The sequence below is a fragment of the Streptomyces sp. JLSY215 genome (assembly GCF_059682825.1).
Genome location: NZ_CM185022.1, coordinates 5289710 through 5309953, shown reverse-complemented (window position 1 = coordinate 5309953; position 20244 = coordinate 5289710). Strand labels below are relative to the sequence as shown.

At 74.3% G+C, this 20244-nt stretch carries 12 protein-coding genes; 7 read left to right on the top strand and 5 right to left on the bottom strand.

Annotation, left to right across the window (positions count from 1 at the left end; genetic code table 11):
• Window positions 1–157: 157 nt before the first annotated feature.
• The 7 genes from AC5677_RS23865 to AC5677_RS23835 all read left to right on the top strand — a co-directional run bounded on the left by AC5677_RS23865 (window position 158) and on the right by AC5677_RS23835 (window position 12568).
• Complete coding sequence (locus AC5677_RS23865) at window positions 158–319, top strand: hypothetical protein (RefSeq protein ID WP_497189961.1); 162 nt, start codon at window positions 158–160, stop codon at window positions 317–319.
• The gene (locus tag AC5677_RS23860) at window positions 316–702 is read left to right on the top strand and encodes a GPW/gp25 family protein (RefSeq protein WP_497189960.1); all 387 of its coding nucleotides are present in this window, start codon (window positions 316–318) and stop codon (window positions 700–702) included. The genes AC5677_RS23865 and AC5677_RS23860 overlap by 4 nt, the downstream gene beginning before the upstream one ends.
• The gene (locus AC5677_RS23855; protein WP_497189959.1) at window positions 699–3905 is read left to right on the top strand and encodes a putative baseplate assembly protein; all 3207 of its coding nucleotides are present in this window, start codon (window positions 699–701) and stop codon (window positions 3903–3905) included. Before AC5677_RS23860 ends, AC5677_RS23855 begins: the two co-directional genes overlap by 4 nt.
• Window positions 3902–7726 (top strand): putative baseplate assembly protein, encoded by a 3825-nt coding sequence (locus AC5677_RS23850; protein WP_497189958.1) that lies wholly within the window; start codon window positions 3902–3904, stop codon window positions 7724–7726. The genes AC5677_RS23855 and AC5677_RS23850 overlap by 4 nt, the downstream gene beginning before the upstream one ends.
• Window positions 7723–9891: a hypothetical protein gene (locus tag AC5677_RS23845; RefSeq protein WP_497189957.1), complete on the top strand. Its 2169-nt coding sequence runs from the start codon at window positions 7723–7725 to the stop codon at window positions 9889–9891. The genes AC5677_RS23850 and AC5677_RS23845 overlap by 4 nt, the downstream gene beginning before the upstream one ends.
• 89 nt (window positions 9892–9980) lie before the next feature.
• A complete protein-coding gene (locus AC5677_RS23840; protein ID WP_497189956.1) occupies window positions 9981–11639 on the top strand; it encodes a DUF6519 domain-containing protein in 1659 nt (552 codons plus the stop codon).
• Complete coding sequence (locus AC5677_RS23835) at window positions 11639–12568, top strand: peptidoglycan-binding protein (protein WP_497189955.1); 930 nt, start codon at window positions 11639–11641, stop codon at window positions 12566–12568. The genes AC5677_RS23840 and AC5677_RS23835 overlap by 1 nt, the downstream gene beginning before the upstream one ends.
• Window positions 12569–12854: 286 nt before the next feature.
• On the opposite strand, the gene AC5677_RS23830 is transcribed toward AC5677_RS23835, so the two are convergent.
• The 5 genes from AC5677_RS23830 to AC5677_RS23810 all read right to left on the bottom strand — a co-directional run bounded on the left by AC5677_RS23830 (window position 12855) and on the right by AC5677_RS23810 (window position 20133).
• Entirely contained in the window at window positions 12855–14120 is a 1266-nt protein-coding gene (locus tag AC5677_RS23830) for a hypothetical protein (protein ID WP_497189954.1), read from the bottom strand.
• A gap of 92 nt (window positions 14121–14212) precedes the next feature.
• Window positions 14213–15118 carry a hypothetical protein gene (locus tag AC5677_RS23825; RefSeq protein ID WP_497189953.1) on the bottom strand — a complete coding sequence of 302 codons (906 nt, stop codon included), beginning with the start codon at window positions 15116–15118 and terminating at the stop codon, window positions 14213–14215.
• Between the two features lie 142 nt (window positions 15119–15260).
• A complete protein-coding gene (locus AC5677_RS23820; RefSeq protein ID WP_497189952.1) occupies window positions 15261–16535 on the bottom strand; it encodes a VWA domain-containing protein in 1275 nt (424 codons plus the stop codon).
• Window positions 16532–19009: a DUF5682 family protein gene (locus AC5677_RS23815; RefSeq protein WP_497189951.1), complete on the bottom strand. Its 2478-nt coding sequence runs from the start codon at window positions 19007–19009 to the stop codon at window positions 16532–16534. The genes AC5677_RS23820 and AC5677_RS23815 overlap by 4 nt, the downstream gene beginning before the upstream one ends.
• Window positions 19006–20133: an ATP-binding protein gene (locus tag AC5677_RS23810; protein WP_497189950.1), complete on the bottom strand. Its 1128-nt coding sequence runs from the start codon at window positions 20131–20133 to the stop codon at window positions 19006–19008. The genes AC5677_RS23815 and AC5677_RS23810 overlap by 4 nt, the downstream gene beginning before the upstream one ends.
• Between the last annotated feature and the right edge of the window lie 111 nt (window positions 20134–20244).

The following is a 20244-nucleotide window of genomic DNA, read 5'->3' as shown; positions in this document are numbered from 1 at the left end:
CAGTTGTCCGCACGGCGGACGCGTGGTGTCCGCGGGTTCGGCGGGCGGGCACAGCGGTGTGCGGATCGATGACGCGCCGGTGGCCACCGCCGCGGGCCTTTTCACGGTCAGTGGATGTATGCACCGCGTCGGCGGGTGTCCGCAGCCGTGCACGAGCGTGCGGTGGACAGCGGACGTCGGGGATCAGGCCGTACGCGTCGACGGGGTACCGGTGCTGCTGGACACCACGGCGGCGATGTGTTTCAGCGCCGGGCTGGTGCCGCAGGGCCCGCCGGTCGTGGCGTCCGTCCATCAGGGCCAGGGGGTGTCCAGCCGATGAGGGCTGCGAAGAAGGTACATACCGAGATCGCGTTTCCGTTTCGGATCGACCGGCGGGGGCGGACCGCGCACGCCGGTCACGACGCGCATGTGCGGGATCTGATCGAGCAGTTGTTGTTCACCAGTCCCGGTGAGCGGGTGATGCGGCCGGACTTCGGGTGCGGGCTGCTGGATCTGGTCTTCACGCCGAACAGCCCGGAGCTGTCGTCGGCGGTGGAGCTGTCCGTGCAGGCCTCGTTGCAGCGGTGGCTGGGCGACCTCATCGAGGTCGAGTCGCTGGACGTGGTGAGCGAGGAGAACGTCGTACGGGTGTATCTGCGCTATGTGGTGCGCTCCACCGCGAGCCGGCGCGATGAGGTGTTCGAGGGGCGGGGCGAGGGATGAGCCAGCAGCAACAGGGCGCGACGACAGGCGAGTTGAAGGGTGCCGGGGAGGGGCGGCGCGGGCGGGTCAGGGCGGCGCGGCTCAACGGCGTCGATGCGGTGGAGGTCGCCGACGACGGCGTGACGCTGACCGTCACCTTTCTCGGCAAGGCGCCGCACGGGCTGCGGCCGGAGAACGTCCGTATCGATGGTGGGCGCAGGATCACAGGAATGGAGGCCGTCGAGGTCTGCGCGGAGCGGGAGGAGGATCCCGAGCTCGACGACCGGCTGCTGGTGACGCTGGACCGGGCCGGGGACACCTCGCGCTACCGCCTCTCCCTCGTCGAGACCGATCCTTACGGGCGGCCCGGCACCGAGCCGTACGAGGGCTTCGACCAGCGGTACTTCAGCCAGGAGTTCTCCTTCCGGCCCGATTGCCCGAGCCCCTTCGACTGTGCGGACGAGGAGGGCGGCACCGGGCCGGGCGACTGCCCGGACACCTTCCGGCCGGCGCCCGTCATCGACTACACCGCCCGCGACTACGACACCCTGCGGCAGGTCGTCCTGGACCGGATGCGTCTGACGACCCCCGACTGGGTCGAGCGCAGTCCGGCGGATCTGGGGACGACGCTGGTCGAGCTGCTGGCGTACACCGCCGACCAGATCAGCTACCAGCAGGACGCGGTGGCGACGGAGGCGTATCTGGACACGGCGCGGCGGAGGGTTTCCGTACGGCGGCACGTCCGGCTCATCGACTATCCGATGCATGACGGGTGCAGCGCCCGCGCCTTCGTCTCGGTGGAGGTCGCGGCGGAACTCACGCTGCTGGCGGGCGAGTTCCGCTTCGCGGCCGTGGACGGCAGGACCTACGGCCCGCGGGACCGGCCGGAGCTCGGCATCGTCATCGACGACCGGGATCTGGCGGTGCTGGACGAGCGCGGGTCGGTGGAGGTCTTCGAGCCGGTGGCCGACGGGCCGCTCGCCCTGCGGCCCGAGCACAACGTCATCCGCCTGTGGACCTGGGGCGAGGAGATCACCGCCCTGCCGAAGGGCGCGACCGGCGCGACGCTGCGGGACGCCTGGACGGACGCGGCGTGCGAGACCCGTGCGCTCCGCCTCTCCCCCGGTGACCTGCTGCTGTTCGAGGAGGTCAAGGGGCCGCGCACGGGTACGCCCGGCGATCAGGACCCGGCGCACCGGCAGGTCGTACGGCTCACCTCCGTCACCCCGGCCGTCGACCGGCTCGACGACCAGCCGGTGCTGGAGGTCACCTGGGCGGCGGCCGATGCGCTCGCCTTCCCGCTGTGCCTGTCGACCCGCGGCGGTGCGGACTGCGCGCCCGTCGAGGACGTGAGCGTGGCGCGGGCCAATGTCGTCCTGGTCGATCACGGGCGGTCGCCGGCCTTCGGGCATGCGGCGGCGGAGACGGAGCCGGAAACGGTGACCGTTCCGCCCGCGCCGGCCGTCCTCGGGTCCTGCGAGCCGCCGGCCTTCGGCTGCGCCGACCGGAAGGACCGCGGCAATGGCACCGCGCGCACCCTCAACGCCCTGCTGAGCAAGGCGCGTGGGCATGAAGCCCTCACCCCCGACGACATCCGTGAGCTGTTCACCGTCGTCGGCGAGGAGGCGACCGTACGGGCCGGGCTCGGGCTGGAGTCGGCCGGGCAGCGCCGGGAGAGGGTCGTCCCCGGTACGGCGTATGCGCAGGCCGAGGCGCTCCGTACGCTGCTCGCGCAGTCCGTCTACCCGGGCATCCGGCCGCGGTTCGCGCCCGTGCTGCACCGCTCCCCCGTCGCCCAGACCGTGCCGTTCCCGCAGCCCGCGCAGGTGGCGGCCGGGCAGGCCGACCGGCTGGCGGGGATACGGGAGCGCGTCCGGGACCGGCTCGTCGAGCTGTGGCGCAGCGCCCGGGACCGCGACGGGCTGGCGGAGGCCGAGATCGCCGAGCTGGCGGTGGTGTTCGGCCTGAAGACCCTCGAACGGTTCGAGCTGCGCCGCCACCCGGTGCGGGCGCTGCGCGAGCTGCTGCACCGTGGCGACCGGCTGCTGGACGCCAAGCTGCGCCGTCTGGAGGTGCTGAGCGCGCGGGCCCGTGCCGGTGCGGTGCTGGACCGGCGGATCGCCTGGGAGATCGCGCACAGCTGGGGTCCGGCGTACGCCGTGGGGCTGGACCCGGACGAGCCGGTGCTGCACGGGCCGGCGGCCGGGCTGCTGCCCGATCCGCGGGCCGCGCTGCCCGCCGTACGCCTCGACGACGGGGAGCGGACCTGGCTGCCCCGCCGCGACCTGCTCGACAGCGGCCCCCGCGACCGGCACTTCGTCGGTGAGCTGCAGGACGACGGGCGGCTGGCGCTGCGGTTCGGCGACGGGCGCTACGGGGCCCGGCCCGAGCCCGGCGCCCGGCTCACGCTCCACTACCGCCTGGGCGGCGGCACGGCGGGCAATGTCGGCGCCGAGGCGATCAACCATCTGGTCCTCAGCCGGGACCCGGAGGCCTCGGACGCCGCCGAGCCGCTGCCCGTGGCCGGGGTCCGCAACCCCCTTCCCGCCACCGGCGGCACCGAGCCCGAACCCGTCGAGCAGGTGCGCCAGCTCGCCCCCCTCGACCTCAAGCGCACCCGGCTGCGGGCCGTGACGGCGGCGGACTACGCGGAGCTGGCGTCCGCGCTGCCGGGCGTGCAGCGCGCCGCGGCCGAGATCCGATGGACCGGCAGCGTCCAGGAGGCGCATGTCGCGATCGATGCGGCACGGAGCGGTGAGCCCTCGCAGCAGCTGCTGGACTCCGTCGCGTACGCGCTGGAGAGCTACCGGCGCATCGGGCACGACCTCGTGGTGGCCCCGGCCCGGACCGTGCCGCTCGACCTCGCGATCGAGGTCTGCGCCACGCCCGGCCATCAACACGGCCGGATCCGCGCCGAGTTGATGCGGGTGCTCGGCAACCGCCGGCTGTCGGGCGGCCGACTCGGCTTCTTCCATCCGGACGCGCTGACGTTCGGCGAGCCGGTGCGGCTCAGCCGCCTCGTGGCGGTGGCCGCGGCCGTACCGGGGGTGGCGAGCGTACGGGTGACCCGGCTGCAACGGCTCTTCTCTCAGGAACCCCTCGACAACAGAGCGCTGGAGGACGGTGTGCTGCGGCTCGGCCCGCTGGAGATCGCCGTGTGCGACAACGACCCGGAGCGGCCCGAGAACGGCCGGCTGACCCTTGAGTTGGGGAGTGCCCGATGAGCGCCTGCGACTGCGGCTGCGGTGGGAGCGGTGGGAGCAGCGACGAGCGCCGCGCCCCCGACGCCCTCTACAACCCCCCGGGCCGCACGGCCCTCGACTACCGCGTCGGCGACCACGGCAGCTTCCTCGCCGGGATGCTGGACCGGCTGGCCTCCCCCGCCTATCCGGCGCTGCGCGGGCTGACCGTACGGACGCCGGACGATCCGGCGATCGGGCTGCTGGACGCCTGGGCGGTGCTCGGCGACGTCCTGACGTTCCACAGCGAGCGGATCGCGGACGAGGGGTATCTGCGGACCGCCAACGAGCACCGGTCCCTCGCCCTCCTCGGGCGGCTGGTCGGGCACCGGCCGCGGCCGGGCGTCGCGGCCGACACCCATCTCGCGTACACCCTCGACAAGGACCCGCGCGCCCCGGATCTGCCGGTGGTCATCCCGCGCGGCTCGCGCAGCCACAGCGTGCCCGCGGCGACCGGCGAGGAGCCGCAGACCTTCGAGACGGACGAGGACCTGACGGCGCGCTGGGACTGGAATCTGCTGAAGGTGCGCAGGCGCCGGCCGGGCCTGCTGGTGCCGGAGGATCTGGCGAAGCGTGCGGAGCTGTTCCTGGCCGGTACGTCCACCCAGCTCCAGACCGGTGACCAGCTGCTGTTCGACTTCGGGCGGGAGCAGCTGCTGCTGCCGGTGGCGAAGGTCCGGATCGACCGGGACGAGGACCTCACCGCGATCGGCCTGCCGCGGTCCGCGCCGCCCACGTTGCGGGAGCTGGTGGAGGAGCTGCGGCAGTGGATCACCGAGCCGGCGGAGGCGGGGGATCCGGATGATCCGGACTATCCCCCTGAGCCCACTCCGGAGACGCCCAACCCCCGCCCGGTCAGCAGGCTGATCGACACCTTCGACGTCCAGGTGCTGGCGCCGCTGCGCAAGGATCTGGGGTCCCTCACCACGCCCGCCGCCTTCGCCGCACGGCTGGCCGGGCCGCATGAGCGGCTGGCGGAGGCGCAGGTGCTCGCCGAGCCGTACGAGGAGGTGGCGGCCTGGTTCGAGGAGCTGGCGGCGGTGGTCGGCGAACTCCGCGAGCGGGCGCAGGACTTGGATCCGGTGTCCACCGTCCCCGGGAAGCCGGGGCCCGGAGCGAGCAAAGCGGCGCAGGACCGGCCCGGCTCGCCCGCCCCCCGCTCGCCCGCCCTCGGTGCCCTGGCCTCCCTCCTCCCCGCCCTCCGCACCAGCGTCGTCCGCCCGCCGTCCGGCACCGGTGCGGGCGCCCGTACCGCGGGCCGTCTGTTCGGCCCCGGCTCGGACCTCACCGCGCGGCTGCTGCCCGCGCTGGACCCGCGGCTCGCGGACGGGATGTACCCGGCCTGGCGGCAGGCGGCCTCCGGGGCGCCGTCCGCGCTCCGCGAGGTGCTGGCGATGGGGGTGACGGCGGCGCCCTTCGGGGCGACCGCGCCGCTCAAGCCCGTACAGGACGAGGCGGGCCGGGTGATCCGGCAGGCGGACTGGCCGCTGACCGGTGGCGTGCTGACCAGCATGCGGATCGTGTTCGACACGGCGGGCAAGGTGCCGGTGAAGGCGGAGTTCGAGCACATCGAGACCGGCCGGACCGTGCAGCACACCGTGAATCTGCCGTCGGACGAACCCTTCACCCTGGGCCCCGGCCGGGTCGAACTGTCCACCGGCACGGGGCAGGACCACGATCTGAGCTGGCTGGGCCGCCGCGCGACCGACTCTCAGGGGTCGGGCATCACGGCGCGGCTGCGGGCCGGGCTGCCGGAGCGCGGCCTGTTCGTGGCCCGCCCGGACGAGGCGGGCCGGATCGAGGTCGCGGTCAACAACGGCCAGACGAAGACCTGGCATCTCCAGCCGGGCGATCAGGACCAGATCCGGCACGGCGAGTACGAGGTGACGGTGCGCCGCACCTCGGCCGGGGAGCCGCCCGCCGTGGAGATCGGCATCGCGACGGTCCCGGCGGCCGCCAACCGCCATGTGCTGCCGCTGGACTCCGTCCAGGACGGCATCACGGTCGGCAGCTGGGTCGTCGTCCAGCGGCCCCGGAAGGGCGCGGGCGGCAACGACGGGATCCCCGGCGACAAGAAGCTGGCGTTCGTCACGACCCGGGTGACGGCGGTGCGTACCGCCGCGTACACCAACTTCGGGATCACCGGGCGCGGTACGGAGCTGACGCTGGCCGACCCGTGGCTGGACGCGCACGATGTGGTGCTGTCCGCGATCCGGGACACGACCGTGCACGCGGGCGGCCGGCCGCTGCGGATGGCGGACGAGCCGCTGGGCGAGGACGTGCACGGCAACGCGCTCGAACTGGCGGAGCTGTACGACGGGTTGCGGCCCGGCCGGCGGCTCATCGTCTCCGGTGAGCGCACGGATGTGCCGGGGATTCCGGGCTCGGCGGGGCTGCGGGCGACCGAGCTGGCCGTGATCGCCGCGGTGGACCAGGGGCTGGACCCCGATCTGCCCGGCGACCATGTGCACACCACGCTCACCCTCACCGCCGACCTCGCCTACCGCTACCGCCGCGACACCGTCCGCATCCAGGGCAATGTCGTGGCCGCCACGCAGGGCGAGAGCCGGGACGAGGCGATCGGGAGCGGGGACAGCGCGCGGGCGAACCAGACGTTCGCGCTGTGGCAGTCGCCGCTGACCTGGCTGCCGGACGACAATCCGCTGGGCGCCACGCCGGAGCTTGAGGTGCGGGTCGACGGTCTGCTGTGGCATGCGGTGGACAGCCTGGCCGGGCGGGGCCCGCGGGAGCGGGTGTATGTGCTGGGCTCCGCGGGCGACGGCGGGGCACGGACGACGGTGACCTTCGGCGACGGGGTGCACGGCGCCCGGCTGCCGACCGGCCACGACAACGTACGGGCCCGCTACCGCTTCGGCACCGGCCGGGCCGCGAATGTGGCCGCGAACCGGATCACCCAGGTGATCACCCGGCCGCTGGGCGTCACGGGGGTCACCAACCCGCAGCCCGCGACCGGCGGCGCGGACGCCGACGGCTCGGGGCTGACCCGCCGTACGGTGCCGCTGGCGGTCTCCGCGCTGGACCGGCTGGTGTCGCTGGCGGACTACGAGGACTTCGCCCGGTCGCGGGCGGGCATCGGGCGGGCCGCGGCGCGCGAGCTGTACGACGGGCGGCGCAAGGTGCTGCATCTGACGGTGGCCGGGGTGGACGACATCCCGCTCGCGCCGGACGCGGAGGTGCTGCGGGCGCTGCGTTCCTCCCTCGCCGAGTACGGGGATTCCCGGCTGCCGGTGCGGGTGGACGTGCGGGAGCCGGTGCTGCTGCTGCTCGTGGCGAAGGTGAAGGTGGCGCCGGATCACGCATGGGCGCTGGTGGAGCCGCGGCTGCGGGCGGCCTTGTTGCATGAACTCGGCTATGACGGGCGGGAGTTGGGGCAACCGGCCCGGCTGTCCGAGGTGCTGGCGACCGCGCAGTCCGTGCCCGGGGTGGATTACGTGGACGTGGATGCCTTCACCGGGATCCCGGCCTCCGTGACGCCCGCCGAACTGACCCGGCTCGCCGACCGGTTCGACGGCCCTCCCCCTGCCGTCGTCCCCGCCCGGCTCGCCACCTACGACGAGCAGGTCCACGAGGTGACGTCCGCCGACGGAGAGACGCTCACCGCGGTCACCGCCCGCTACGGCATCCCGCTCGCCGAACTCCTGCGCCTGAACCCCGACATCACCGACACCCGGCCGCTGGCCAAGGGCCGCGCGGTGTGCGTCTTCCGCGGCATCCGGCCGGCCCAGCTCGCGCTGTTCTCGCCGCAGGTCGCGGACACGCTGATCCTCACGGAGGTAACCCGATGACGACGAGGGAGCCGGACGGGCTCGCGGAGCTGCTGCCGCAGTGGCACCGGCTGCGCGACGCCGAGAACGGAGAGCCCCTGCGCGCGCTGCTGGCCGTGATTGCCGAGCAGGTGGACCGGGTGCGCGACGGCGTCGCCCAGCAGTACGACGACTGGTTCGTGGAGAGCGCCGCCGAGTGGGTGCTGCCGTACCTGGGGGATCTGATGGGCTACCGCCCGCTGCCGGGGTACGAGCGGGTGCTGGCGACGGGGCTGCGGGACGGCGGGCTGCCGGACTCCTCGCGGCGGCGGCTGGCCGAGGCGCTGGCGCCGCGCCGCGATGTGGCGGCGACGGTCGGCAACCGGCGGCGCAAGGGCACCCTCGCGCTGCTGGAGGAGCTGTCGGAGTCGGTGGCGGGATGGCCGGCGCGGGCGGTGGAGTTCTCCCGGCTGGTCGGGCACCACCAGCCGGTGAAGCTGTACGGGTCGGGCACCGAGGCGGTCAACGCGCGGCGGGCCGGGCGCGGGCGGCTGGTGGACGTACGGGACGGTGCGGCGCTGGATCTGGCCGGCGGGCCGTTCGGCACGGTGGCCCGGACGGTGGATGTCCGGCGCGTCAACTCCCGCCGCACGCAAGGTGGTTACACCCCGGCAGGAGTCGGGCTGTTCGTCTGGCGGCTGAAGCCCTATTCCGTGACGCGGGCGCCGGCGTACTGCATCGACCGGGCCCGCAGCCTCTACACCTTCTCCATCCTGGGCAATGACACGGCGCTGGTGACCCGTCCGGAGCCGGAGCCGTCCGCCGCGCACCTCGCGGCCCTCGACAACGTCCCGGCCGCGATCCGCCGCCGCCAGCTGCACGACCGGCTCGCGGACTACTACGGGCCGGGCAAGAGCTTCGTCATCCGGCGGGACGGCGAGGACAACCCGGTGCCACCGGCCGACATCGTCGTCGCCGACCTGAGCGACTGGCGCTACCGGCCCAAGCGCGGGCAGGTGGCGGTGGACCCGGAACGGGGACGGATCGCCTTCGGCTCGCGGTCGGCGCCCCGGCAGGGCGTATGGGTGGACTACCACTACGGGTTCGGGGACGAGCTGGGCGGCGGGGAGTACGACCGGGAGAGGGAGACCGCCCCCGATGCCGCCGTCTACCGGGTCGGGCCCGGCCAGACCTACCGGCGGATCATGGACGCCTACGGGGCGTGGCAGCACGACCGGCGGGGCGGGCGGTGCGGACCCGACGGCATCATCGAGATCACCCACAGCGGCGCGTATCAGGAGCAGCTGGACTTCGACCTGGACCCCGGCGACCGGCTGGAGCTGCGCGCCGCCGAGGGGACCCGGCCGGTCATCCGGCTGCTGGACTGGTACAGCAACCGGCCGGATGCGCTCAACATCCGGGCACGGGACGACTGCGCGCCCGGTGAGCGGCCGCGGATGGTGCTGGACGGGCTGCTGGTCACCGGCCGGGGGCTGAATGTCACCGGCCCGATGGGCTCGCTGGTCCTGCGGCACTGCACCCTCGTACCGGGCTGGTCGCTGGAGCCGGAGTGCGCACCGCACTCGCCGGAGGAGCCGAGCCTGGTCCTGGACCGGACGACCGCGTGTGTGGAGATCGACCGGACGATCCTGGGCACGATCGAGGTCATCGGGGACGAGGTGTCCGAGGACCCGCTGCCGATCCACCTCCGCGACTCCGTACTGGACGCCACCGGCTCCGACCGCGAGGCCCTGTCGGCGCCCGACTGCCGGCATGCGCATGCGGTGCTGTACGCGCACCGGACCACCGTCATCGGCGAGGTCCACACCCATGCCGTGCAGCTCGCCGAGAACAGCATCTTCACCGGGCGGATGCACGTCGCCCGGCGCGGCATCGGCTGTCTGCGCTTCAGTTACGTCCCGCCGGGGTCGCGCACCCCGCGCCGCTACCGCTGCCAGCCGGACCTGGCGGAGCCCGGGGACGCGGCGCGGGTGCGGCCGCTGCTGCGCGGCGAGCGCTACGGGACGCCGTGGTACGGGCAGTTGGCGGCGGGCTGCGCCGAGGAGATCCGGCGCGGCGCGGAGGACGGCGCGGAAATGGGCGCGTACCACGACCTCTACCAGCCGCAGCGCGAGGACAGTCTGCGGGCCCGGCTCGCGGAGTACACCCCGGCGGGGACCGATGCGGGGATCGTGTGGGTGACCTGACCGCCGCCGTGCTCCAGACGTCAGTGCCGTGAACCAGCCGCCCGCACCCGACCACCGATCCGACCTTCCGTACGAGGGGGACCCCTTCCATGCACGCTGATCTCTCCCGCATCACCCACCGGCCGGAGCGGCACTACTCCGCGGTGATCGCCCAGCAGGGCCGCGTCCAGCTCGACGCCGACGCCAACGAACAGACCGCGATACAGCTCTTCCAGGCCCGGACGCTCGCCGCCGATCTGATCGGACAGCACGGCGGGCCGGACGGCGCCACCGGCTTCAAGATCGACCTCCAGGCCCGCAGCCGCGAGCTGGACGACCTGGTCATCGGCGGCGGCCGCTACTACGTGGACGGCATCCTTCTCGATGCGACCCGGCCGCAGCCCGGAACACCCGTGCCCGCGCAGGGGGCCGGGGACGGGGACGACGCCGAGCGGGCCGCGGAGCAGGAGGGCGAGGACGGGGCCGAGCCGGCGGCACCGCCCACCGCCTGGACGTACTGGGACCAGCCCGACGCCTTCCGCGACCCGGAGCGGCCCGGTGACCGGCTGCCCGGCCAGTACCCGTACCTGGTGTATCTGAAGGTGTGGGAGCGGGTGGTCACCGCGGCCGAGGACCCGGCGCTGCGCGAGGTCGCGCTGGGCTCGGCGCTGCCGGACACCGCGGCCCGCGCGAAGGTGGTGTGGCAGGTGCTGCCGCTGCCCGGCAGCGCGCTGGGGCTGGACGGCGACAACCCGCCGGTCGGCGACATCCGCAAGGCGTTCGACACGTGGGCGCGGCAGCAGTCCGCCCCCGCCTCCCGGCTCGCGGCGCGCAGCGAGCGCCCGGACCATGCGGACGACGATCCGTGCCTGGTCAGGCCTGACGCGCGCTACCGGGGGCCGGAGAACCAGCTCTACCGGGTCGAGGTGCATGACGCGGGCACCGCGAAGGACGCCACGTTCAAGTGGTCGCGGGAGAACGGCTCCGTCACCTTCCCGGTCGACGAACTCGACGGCACCTGGGCCGCGTTGGCGACCCTGGGCGGCGACGACAAGCTGGATCTGAACGTCGGCGACCGGGTCGAGTTCGTGGACACCGCGTACACGAGCCGGGGCGAGGCGCTGCCGCTGCTGCGGGTCGAGGAACTGGATCTGCCGGGGCGGCGGGTACGGCTCTCGGACGAACCGGCGGCGGGCGTCGGGCGCCGGCCCGAGCTGCATCCGTATCTGCGCCGCTGGGACCACCACGAGAGCGGCGCCCGAGGCGTCAAGCGGGACGCGAAGGGCGGGCGGCTCAAGCACGGTGCGCTGCCGGTGGAGGAGGGCGGCTGGCTGCCGCTGGAGGACGGCGTCGAGGTGTACTTCGAGGCCGGCGGCACCTACCGCACCGGCGACTTCTGGCTGATTCCGGCCCGTACGGCCACCGGGAGCGTGGAGTGGCCGACGGATGCGGCGCGCCGCCCGCTCCTCACGCCGCCGTCCGGGATCGCGGTGCACCACGCGCCGCTGGCGTGGATCCACGGCGAGCAGGCGGTGCCCGATCTGCGGCTGTCGTTCCGGTCGCTGTCGGTGGACATCCAGGCGGCGGACGATGCGGCGCGGGCCGCGGAGGCGGCGGCGCGGGACGAGGAGAACGCCGAGGAGTCCGGCGCGGCGGGAGAAGCGACGGGCGATGCGGAGGGCGATGCGGGGGCGCCGCGCGGGAGCCGGTCGCAGACGACGGCCGCGGCCGAGGCGGCGGTCGACCGGGACTCCGGGGAGGTGGGCTGATGGCCACCCCGCTGACCGCGTCCCAGCTGCTCAAGGCGCTGCGCGACGAGGGCCTGGTCGTCCATGAAGTGCGCAGCTGGCGTACCCACAACCGCAACGCCAAGGGCCGGTGGGGCCCGTTGCACGGGGTGATGATCCATCACACCGTCACCCAGGGCATCGAGAGCTCCGTGGACCTGTGTTACGACGGCCATGCCGACCTGCCGGGACCGCTGTGCCACGGCGTGATCGACAAGAAGGGCGAGGTGCACCTCGTCGGCAACGGGCGCGCCAATCACGCCGGTCTCGGCGACCGCGATGTGCTGAAAGCGGTGATCAACGAGACGGAGCTGCCGCCGGACAACGCCGCCGACACCGACGGGAACCGCCACTTCTACGGCTTCGAGTGCATCAACCTCGGCAACGGCGGGGACCCGTGGCCGGAGGAGCAGAAGGTGGCGATCGAGAAGGTCTCCGCGGCGATCTGCCGGGCGCACAAGTGGAGCGAACGGTCGGTGATCGGCCACAAGGAGTGGCAGCCCGGGAAGGTCGATCCGCGCGGCTTCACGATGGACGGGATGCGCGACCGGATCAAACGGCGGCTGGCGAAGGCGCCGGAGGGACCGCCGGGCAGCGGGGACGGCGGCAAGGGTGACGACGGCGGCGGGCGGCCGGTGCCCCCGAAGCCGGAGTATCCGCCGTACGAACCCTTCCCCAGCAGTGGCTTCTTCCGCTCCGGGGAGCGCAGTGCGGTGCTCACGGCGATGGGCGAGCGCCTGGTGGCCGAGGGCTGCGGCCACTACAAGAACGGGCGGCCCGGCCCGGACTGGAACGAGGCCCACCGCAAGTCGTACGCGGCCTGGCAGCGCAAGCTCGGCTTCTCGGGCAAGGACGCGGACGGGGTGCCGGGGAAGGTCAGCTGGGAACGGCTGAGGGTGCCGAACTCGTAGGTGGTCGGCGGCAGTTGAGGGGCGTGATGGGTGCCGGTGGCCGCTATGGGGGTTGCCGCCGGAGGCCGGTGCCGGTGGTTGACCTCGGCGGCTGACACCGGGGTTCCCGAAACGCCGAGGCCGGGCGGCTCTCCCCCACAGAGAACCGCCCGGCCGTTCAGGAGCACCGGAGGTGATCCGGCGCGATCCGTGTCACCGGCGTGTGGTGACGTGGCCCGGTCCGACTGTCACCGCCGTGACGGAAAGACCGGGGCTACCTTCGGCCGGGGTCACCGGCCGAAGGGGTTCAGAGGCCCTGGACGGGCAGGTTCGGCACGCCCGGCAGAGCCGGGAGGGCCGGGATGTTGGCGGCGTTGGTCAGGTCGCCGAGGTTGGCGGGCACGGCCGGGACGGCGGGCACGGCGGGAACGGCCGGGAGGGCGGTCACGTCGGCCAGGTTGGCCGGGACGGCCGGGACGCCGGGGACGGCCGGGACGCCGGGCACGGCCGGCACGGCCGGGACGCCGGGGACGGCCGGGAGCTGCACCGGGGCGGCGCCCCGCGCACCTGCGGCGGCGTCGGCGGCGATGTTCCGGGCGTCGGCCGTCACGACGGTGGCCAGGCCCCGCGCGAACGGGGTGGCGTCGGAGGCGACACCCTGCGCGAACGGCGTGGCCTGGGCGCCCACACCCTGCACGAGGACCTGCGCGCGGCCGCCGACGGAGGTCGCGAACGGGGTCGCCTTGGCGGCCGCGTCGCCGGCCAGCTGACCGGCACCGCCGACCGCGGTCTGGGCGACCGGCACGACCTTGACGACGATCCGCTGGGCGACGGGCGGCAGCACGTCGGCGGCGGTGTTGTCGACGGTCGGGCGGACGCCGGCCAGGGCGCCCTGGGCCTGGGTCGTCAGCTGCTCGGGACGGACACCGGCGCCGGCGAGGGCGGCCAGCAGGTTGGTGGCCGAGCCGGGGGCCGAGGGCAGCGCGGGGGCCTTGGGCAGGCCCTCGGTCAGGCCGTCGACGCCGACGGCGGGGACGCCCGGGGTGGCGGGCAGCGACGGGGCGCCGGGCAGGTTCGGGACGGCGGGCAGCGCGACGCCGGGGAGCTGACCGGCCTTGCCGAGCTTGCCGGCCTTCTTCAGGGCCTTCTTCGCGGTCTTCCGGGCCTTCTTCACGTCGGCCGTCTTCTGCAGGTCACCGGCGTTGGCGTGCGGCAGACCGCCGCCGACCAGCTTCTGCACGCCGTCCACGGCACCGGTCACGTCGCCGAGCTGGGGAAGCTTGCCGGTGGGCAGCCGGTCGGCGGAGACACCGCCGCCGAGGACACCGGTCGCCTTGCCGGCCGCGCCGCCGACCGTCGTCTTGGCGGTCTTGGTCACGCCGTCGACCGTCTTGGTGGCCGTGCCGGTCACGTCGCCGGTGGGCAGGCTCTTCGCGGCGTCGGTCACCGTACCGGCGACGGGCAGCTCCGGGGTGGCGGGCAGCTCGGCGGCGTTGGCGGCGACGGAGCCGAGGGCCCACAGGCCGGTGGCGGCAGCGGCGACGACGATGGAACGGCGAATGTTCGAGCGCATGGTGGTGAAGTCCTTCGAATTTCAGGGGTGTTGGGCAGACCTGTCCCGCCCCCGCGCGGCAGGTCGGTGATACAGACGCGGAGCGGTCTGCCCTAGCCGGGGAATTCGAGGATGTCTTCGGCGCGGCGGCGCGTCGGAGCGCCATCGGCCGTACGGACGCCACCGGGCAGCAGCCGGAAGCGTGCCGAGTCCGCCGGGGCGGCGGCGTGCAGGTCCCCGCCACGGGGGCCCTTGCCGTCACCTGCGGAGTGCGAGGCGGGCGCCACCGGGCCCTGCGGGAGCTGTCCCGGCAGGCCGTGGTGTCCCTGTCCCTGGTCCCGCTGCTGGTGCAGGGCGGGCCGGGGGTGCTGGACGGCCGTACGCGGGCCGTCGGTGCAGTGCGCCGGGTGCGCCGCGGCGGTGGCATCGGCCGGGCCGACGGTCGTCGAACCGGCCGGCTGCGCGCCGTTCGGCGCCTTGCCGTGCTCGGGCGTGCCGCCGTCGCCGGGCCGTCCCGCGTGCTCACCGGAGGGGAGCCGCACGGGGAGCGTGCCGCCGACGGTGCTGCCGATCTCCCGTACGACGCCGGTCACCTGCCGGGTGACCGGGCCCGTGACCGGGGCGGTCCGCTCGGTGGCGGGCCGTACGGCCTGGGCGACGGCCGCCGAGGCGGTGTCCGTGTCCTGGGTCAGCTTCGCGCCGGCCGCCTTGCCCTGCCGCTGGAACGCGGCGCCGGAGCCGGACAGCCGGTCCGACTGCGCGGCGCGGTCCGTGGCCCCGTCCCGGGTGGCGGCCCGGTCCGGGGAGCCCTGGAGGGACGCCTCTGCGGCGGTCCGGTTCGGGGACGGTGCCCCGGTCAGGGCCGGTCTGCCCGTGCGGTCGGCGGCGTGTGCGCCGGGACCGAAGGCGAAGCCGAGGGCGACGAAGGCCACCAGGAAGAGCCCCGCCAGCAGCGCACGCCGCGCGGCCACCGTGCGCGTCAGGCGCACGGCGGCAGGCAGAGCGAACACAGCAGACAAGGAGGGGACCTTCCCATACGGACGGGGACACGCGGCCGCGCGGATACGCGGTGGCGGTGTCACTCTCGTCGCGGGCGATCGAGCGATGGACTGATCCTCGCATGACCTGCCAGGTCTCTGGCAAGTCCCCCCGGTGCTCCTGTCACCGTTGCTCCGCCATGTCCGGTATGGGCAGCGGTCGTTTCTCGATGGCGGCCGCCATCACGTCCGGGAAGAGGTCCGGCGTACACGCGAACGCCGGTGCGCCCAGGGCCGCGAGCGCCGCGGCGTGCTCGCGGTCGTAGGCGGGCGCGCCCTCGTCGGAGAGGGCGAGCAGCGTCACGAACTGCACCCCGGCGGCCTTCATCGCGGCGACCCGCTTGAGCATCTCGTTGCGGATGCCGCCCTCGTAGAGGTCGCTGATGAGGACAACGACCGTTTCGGCGGGACGGGTGATGCGGGACTGGCAGTAGGCGAGGGCGCGGTTGATGTCCGTGCCGCCGCCGAGCTGGGTGCCGAAGAGGACATCGACCGGGTCGTCGATCTGGTCCGTCAGATCGACGACCGCGGTGTCGAAGACGACCAGCCGGGTGTCGATGGCCCGCATCGAGGCCAGCACCGCGCCGAACACCGAGGCATAGACGACCGAGGCGGCCATCGAGCCGGACTGGTCGATGCAGAGCACCACTTCCTTCTTCACCGACTGGGCGGCCCGGCCGTAGCCGATCAGCCGCTCGGGGACGACCGTGCGGTACTCGGGGAGGTAGTTCTTGAGGTTCGCCCGGATCGTGCGGTCCCAGTCGATGTCGCGGTGCCGGGGGCGGTTGATGCGCGCGGAGCGGTCCAGCGCGCCCGTGAGCGTGGCGCGGGTGCGGGTCGCCAGTCGCTTCTCCAGCTGCTCGACGACCTTGCGGACGACGGCCCGAGCGGTCTCCTTGGTCGTCTCCGGCATCACCTTGTTCAGCGAGAGCAGGGTGCCCACCAGATGCACGTCCGCCTCCACGGCCTCGAGCATCTCCGGCTCCAGGAGGAGGGAGTTCAGGCCGAGCCGGTCGATGGCGTCGCGCTGCATCACCTGCACCACGGAGGACGGGAAGTACGTGCGGATGTCGCCGAGCCAGCGGGCGACGGAGGGCGCCGAGGCGCCGAGCCCCGCCGATCGGCGGCCGCCGTCGGGCTCCTTGCCGCCCTTGCCGTCCTTGCCCTGGCCGTAGAGCGAGGCGAGCGCCCGGTCCATGGCGGCATCCTGGCCCCGCAGCTCGCAGCCGGTGCCGTCCGCGCCCTCGCCCCCGAGCGCCAGCCGCCAGCGGCGCAGCCGCTCGGCCTCGGCCGCGGCGCGGTCGGTGGTCGTGGGTGCGGTGGATGTGGATGCGGTGGTTGTGGGCGCGGTGGTCGTGGCGTCGGTCGTTGTGGTGTCGCCGGTCGTCGTGGCGGTCATGTCCGTGCCCCCGTGAGGTCGGTGTCCGGTCGTCGGGTGGTGTGACGGGGCTCGTCGCCGTCCCGGTCGGTGCCCAGCAGCAGGCGCAGGGTGGGGAGTACGGCCGCGGCGCGGTCGCGGTCCAGTCCGGGGCCGAAGCCGGGGGCCGAGGCGTCGGTCGCGGCACCGAAGGGGGTGCCTCCCGCCCGGGAGGAGCCGGGGGCGGCGGAGGCCGCGGGCCCGCGCCGGACCAGCTCACCTAGGGTGCGCCGCACTCCGGACTCATATGCGGCGAAGGTCCGGCGCAGCAGCGGCAGCACGTCCGTGAACGTGGCGTCCGGCACGCTCGTCAGCCAGCCGTCGACCAGCGCCAGCAGTCGTTCGTCGTGGACCAGCAGCATGCCGCCGTCCCCGCCGCCGACGAAGCCCTCGATCCATCCGGCGGCGTCGGCGGGCGGAGTGCCCGGCGAGAGGGCGAGGCCCATCAGCCGCGCCGCGCCCTCGTCGTCCAGCTGTCCGTCGTCCAGGAGGAGCCGTGTCGCGCGCCCCCGGATCAGCCCGGGTACGGCGTCCCGTCCGCTGACCACCCGCAGCACCCCGGCCCACCGGGACCGCAGGTCCGCCGGTCCGCTCTCCGGCCGGCCGGCGGCCTCGAGCTGGCCCAGGAGGCCGACGGCCTGATGGGTGGCATCGAGATGGCCGCGCATCTCGGCGGCGCCGTCGTCGTCCAGTCCGGTGCAGGCCGGCGGCAGTCCGACGAAGACCCGCTCGGCCAGGCCCAGCGCCACCTCGCGCAGCGCCGTGCCGTCCGTGCCGCGCACATCGCCGTACCGCACGGACCGTACGAGGGCGGGCAGCGCCTGGGCGAGCTGGCCGACGTCCGCGTCCAGCGCCGCGCGGTCGGACAGCGCCTGCATCACCACGGGGAGGGCATCGGGGAGTTCGGCGAGCAGGCAGCGCTCGGCGAGCGCCGTCACCTCGGCGAGCGAGGCCGCGCCGACCGCCTCCGATGCCGCCTTGGCGGTGGCGGCGGACACCACGGTGGTGCCCCAGATCCCGGCCTCGGCTACCCGTACGGACAGCTCCGGCTCCCAGCGCAGCAGCCACGTCTCCCGGAAGGTGCCGGTGCTGCCGCGGGAGCGGGTGGGCTCGCCCCAGGGGATGCCGAGCAGCCGCAGCCGGTGCAGCAGCCTGCTGCGGCCGGCGTCGGTCTCCTTGCGCAGGTCCAGCTCCAGCTCCCGCTCCAGAGCCTCCGGCTTGAGCCGCAGCGTCCGCTGACTGCGGGCGAGATCGCGCTGCAAGGGCACCGCGGGGGCGTCCTCGGGCACCTCGCCGAGCACCTCGCCGACCACCAGCCGGTCGCGGATCAGGGCGGACGGGGCGTCGGAGCCGTCGCCCATGACGGCCCGGATCGCGTCATCGGCCTCCACGAGCCCGGCCAACGGGCGGCCGCGCACCGCGGCCAGCCCCTCGGCGAGCCGCACGGCCTCGATGACATGCGCCGACGACACGGCGTAGTCCTCGTCGCGCAGCACCCCGGCGACCTTGGTCATCCAGCGTGCGAGGGGGCGGTCGGGGGAGCTGAAGAGATGGCCGTACCAGCCGGGCGAGGCGATTCCGGCGCCGTAGCCGCTGCGCCGGGAGAGCCGGCGGTGGGTCCACGGCACCCAGGTCACCGCCGCCTTCACCTTGGGCAGGCCCTTGAGGAGTCGGCGGTCGGCGGTCACCGTGCTGCGGCGGGCCAGCGCCGGGACATGCCATGCCCCGCACACCACGGCGACGCCGTCCCCGAACTCCCGCCGCGCCTCGCGCAGTCGGAGCCGCATATGGGCCTCGCGCACCGGGTCGCGCTCGGTCCCGCCGTCGTCGTACGTCTCGCGCAGCGCGCCCATCGCCTCGGCCAGCGCCGCGAACGGCGCCAGCGCGTCGGTGGCGGGACCGCCTGCCGTGCCCTGGCCGCGGTGCTCGACGACGTCCTCCCACCAGCGCTCGGGGTCGTCGTAACCGGCGGCCTCGGCCAGGACGCGGATGGGGTCGATCCGGACGTCACCGGCGTCCGCCGCCGCGGTGGCTTCGACTTCCGTCGTGGCTTCGGCCTCCGTCGTGGCCTCCGCCTCGGCCTCCTCCTTGGCCTCCGCCTTGGCGTCCTCCTCCGCCGTCATGGCCAGGGTGTGCGCCGCCGGCAGATCGATGAACCGGACCGGGACGTCGCGCTCCAGCGCCCAGCGCAGCGCCACCCATTCCGGGGAGAACTCGGCCAGCGGCCAGAACGCCGCGCGGCCGGGATCGTCCAGTACGTGGGCGAGCAGCGCGACCGGCGGCCGCATGTCCTTGTGCAGCGCCAGCGGGAGCAGCTGGTCCGCCTCGGGCGGCCCCTCGATCAGCACCGCGCTGGGCGCGGCCTGCTCCAGGGCGGCCCGCACCGCGCGGGCCGACCCGGGGCCGTGGTGCCGCACCCCGAGCAGCAGCGGCTCCGCCGCGCTCCCGGCGGTCATGCGCTCACCTCGCGGCAGGCGCGGTAGAAGTCCTTCCAGCCGTCGCGCTCGCGCACCACGGCCTCCAGGTACTCCTGCCATACGACGCGGTCCGCGGCCGGATCGCGGACGACCGCGCCCAGGATGCCGGCGGCCACGTCCCCGGGGCGCAGCACGCCGTCCCCGAAGTGCGTGGCCAGCGCCAGGCCGTTGGTCACCACCGAGATGGCCTCGGCCGTCGACAGCGTGCCGGAGGGCGACTTGACCTTTGTGCGGCCGTCGGCGGTGACGCCGGACCGCAGCTCGCGGAAGACCGTGACGACGCGGCGGATCTCGTCCATGCCCTCCGGGGCGGCCGGCAGGTCCAGCGAACGCCCTATCTGCTCGACCCGCCGCGAGACGATGTCCACCTCTTCGTCCGGTGTCGCGGGCAGCGGCAGCACCACGGTGTTGAAGCGGCGGCGCAGCGCGCTGGAGAGGTCGTTGACGCCGCGGTCGCGGTCGTTGGCCGTGGCGATCAGGTTGAAGCCGCGGACGGCCTGCACCTCCTGTCCCAACTCCGGGATGGGCAGGGTCTTTTCGGACAGGACGGTGATGAGGGTGTCCTGGACGTCGGCCGGGATGCGGGTGAGTTCCTCGACCCGTGCGGTCATGCCCTGCGCCATCGCCCGCATCACCGGGCTGGGCACCAGCGCCTCGCGGCTGGGGCCGTTGGCGAGCAGCTGGGCGTAGTTCCAGCCGTAGCGGATCGCCTCTTCGGGTGTGCCGGCGGTGCCCTGCACCAGCAGGGTGGAGTCGCCGCTGACGGCGGCCGCCAGATGCTCGGACACCCAGGTCTTTGCGGTGCCGGGCACGCCGAGCAGCAGCAGTGCGCGGTCCGTGGCGAGGGTGGTCACGGCGACCTCGACGATCCGCCGCGGGCCGACGTATTTGGGTGTGATGACCGTGCCGTCCGCGAGCGTGCCGCCGAGCAGGTAGGTGGCGACCGCCCACGGCGAGAGCTTCCAGCGCTCCGGCCGCGGCCGGTCGTCGGCGGCGGCAAGGGCCTTGAGCTCGTCCGCGAAGGTGTCCTCCGCGTGCGGCCGCAGGGCCTCTTCGTTCGCTGTCGTGGTGGTGTTCTCGGACCTGGCTGACGTGGCCGACATGGCTCCCCCTCGTCGCAGAAAAACGCGTCGCACGATGTGCGGCCGACGCCGCGAGATCCGCCGGCCGCTTGCTGGAATCAAGCCTGCACCACACCACTGACAACGGCTCGA

Coding starts and splice junctions, on each gene's coding strand:
- AC5677_RS23860 (WP_497189960.1), top strand. CDS start 316: ATGAGGGCTGCGAAGAAGGTACATACCGAGATCGCGTTTCCGTTTCGG.
- AC5677_RS23855 (WP_497189959.1), top strand. CDS start 699: ATGAGCCAGCAGCAACAGGGCGCGACGACAGGCGAGTTGAAGGGTGCC.
- AC5677_RS23850 (WP_497189958.1), top strand. CDS start 3,902: ATGAGCGCCTGCGACTGCGGCTGCGGTGGGAGCGGTGGGAGCAGCGAC.
- AC5677_RS23845 (WP_497189957.1), top strand. CDS start 7,723: ATGACGACGAGGGAGCCGGACGGGCTCGCGGAGCTGCTGCCGCAGTGG.
- AC5677_RS23840 (WP_497189956.1), top strand. CDS start 9,981: ATGCACGCTGATCTCTCCCGCATCACCCACCGGCCGGAGCGGCACTAC.
- AC5677_RS23835 (WP_497189955.1), top strand. CDS start 11,639: ATGGCCACCCCGCTGACCGCGTCCCAGCTGCTCAAGGCGCTGCGCGAC.
- AC5677_RS23830 (WP_497189954.1), bottom strand. CDS start 14,120: ATGCGCTCGAACATTCGCCGTTCCATCGTCGTCGCCGCTGCCGCCACC.
- AC5677_RS23820 (WP_497189952.1), bottom strand. CDS start 16,535: ATGACCGCCACGACGACCGGCGACACCACAACGACCGACGCCACGACC.
- AC5677_RS23815 (WP_497189951.1), bottom strand. CDS start 19,009: ATGACCGCCGGGAGCGCGGCGGAGCCGCTGCTGCTCGGGGTGCGGCAC.
- AC5677_RS23810 (WP_497189950.1), bottom strand. CDS start 20,133: ATGTCGGCCACGTCAGCCAGGTCCGAGAACACCACCACGACAGCGAAC.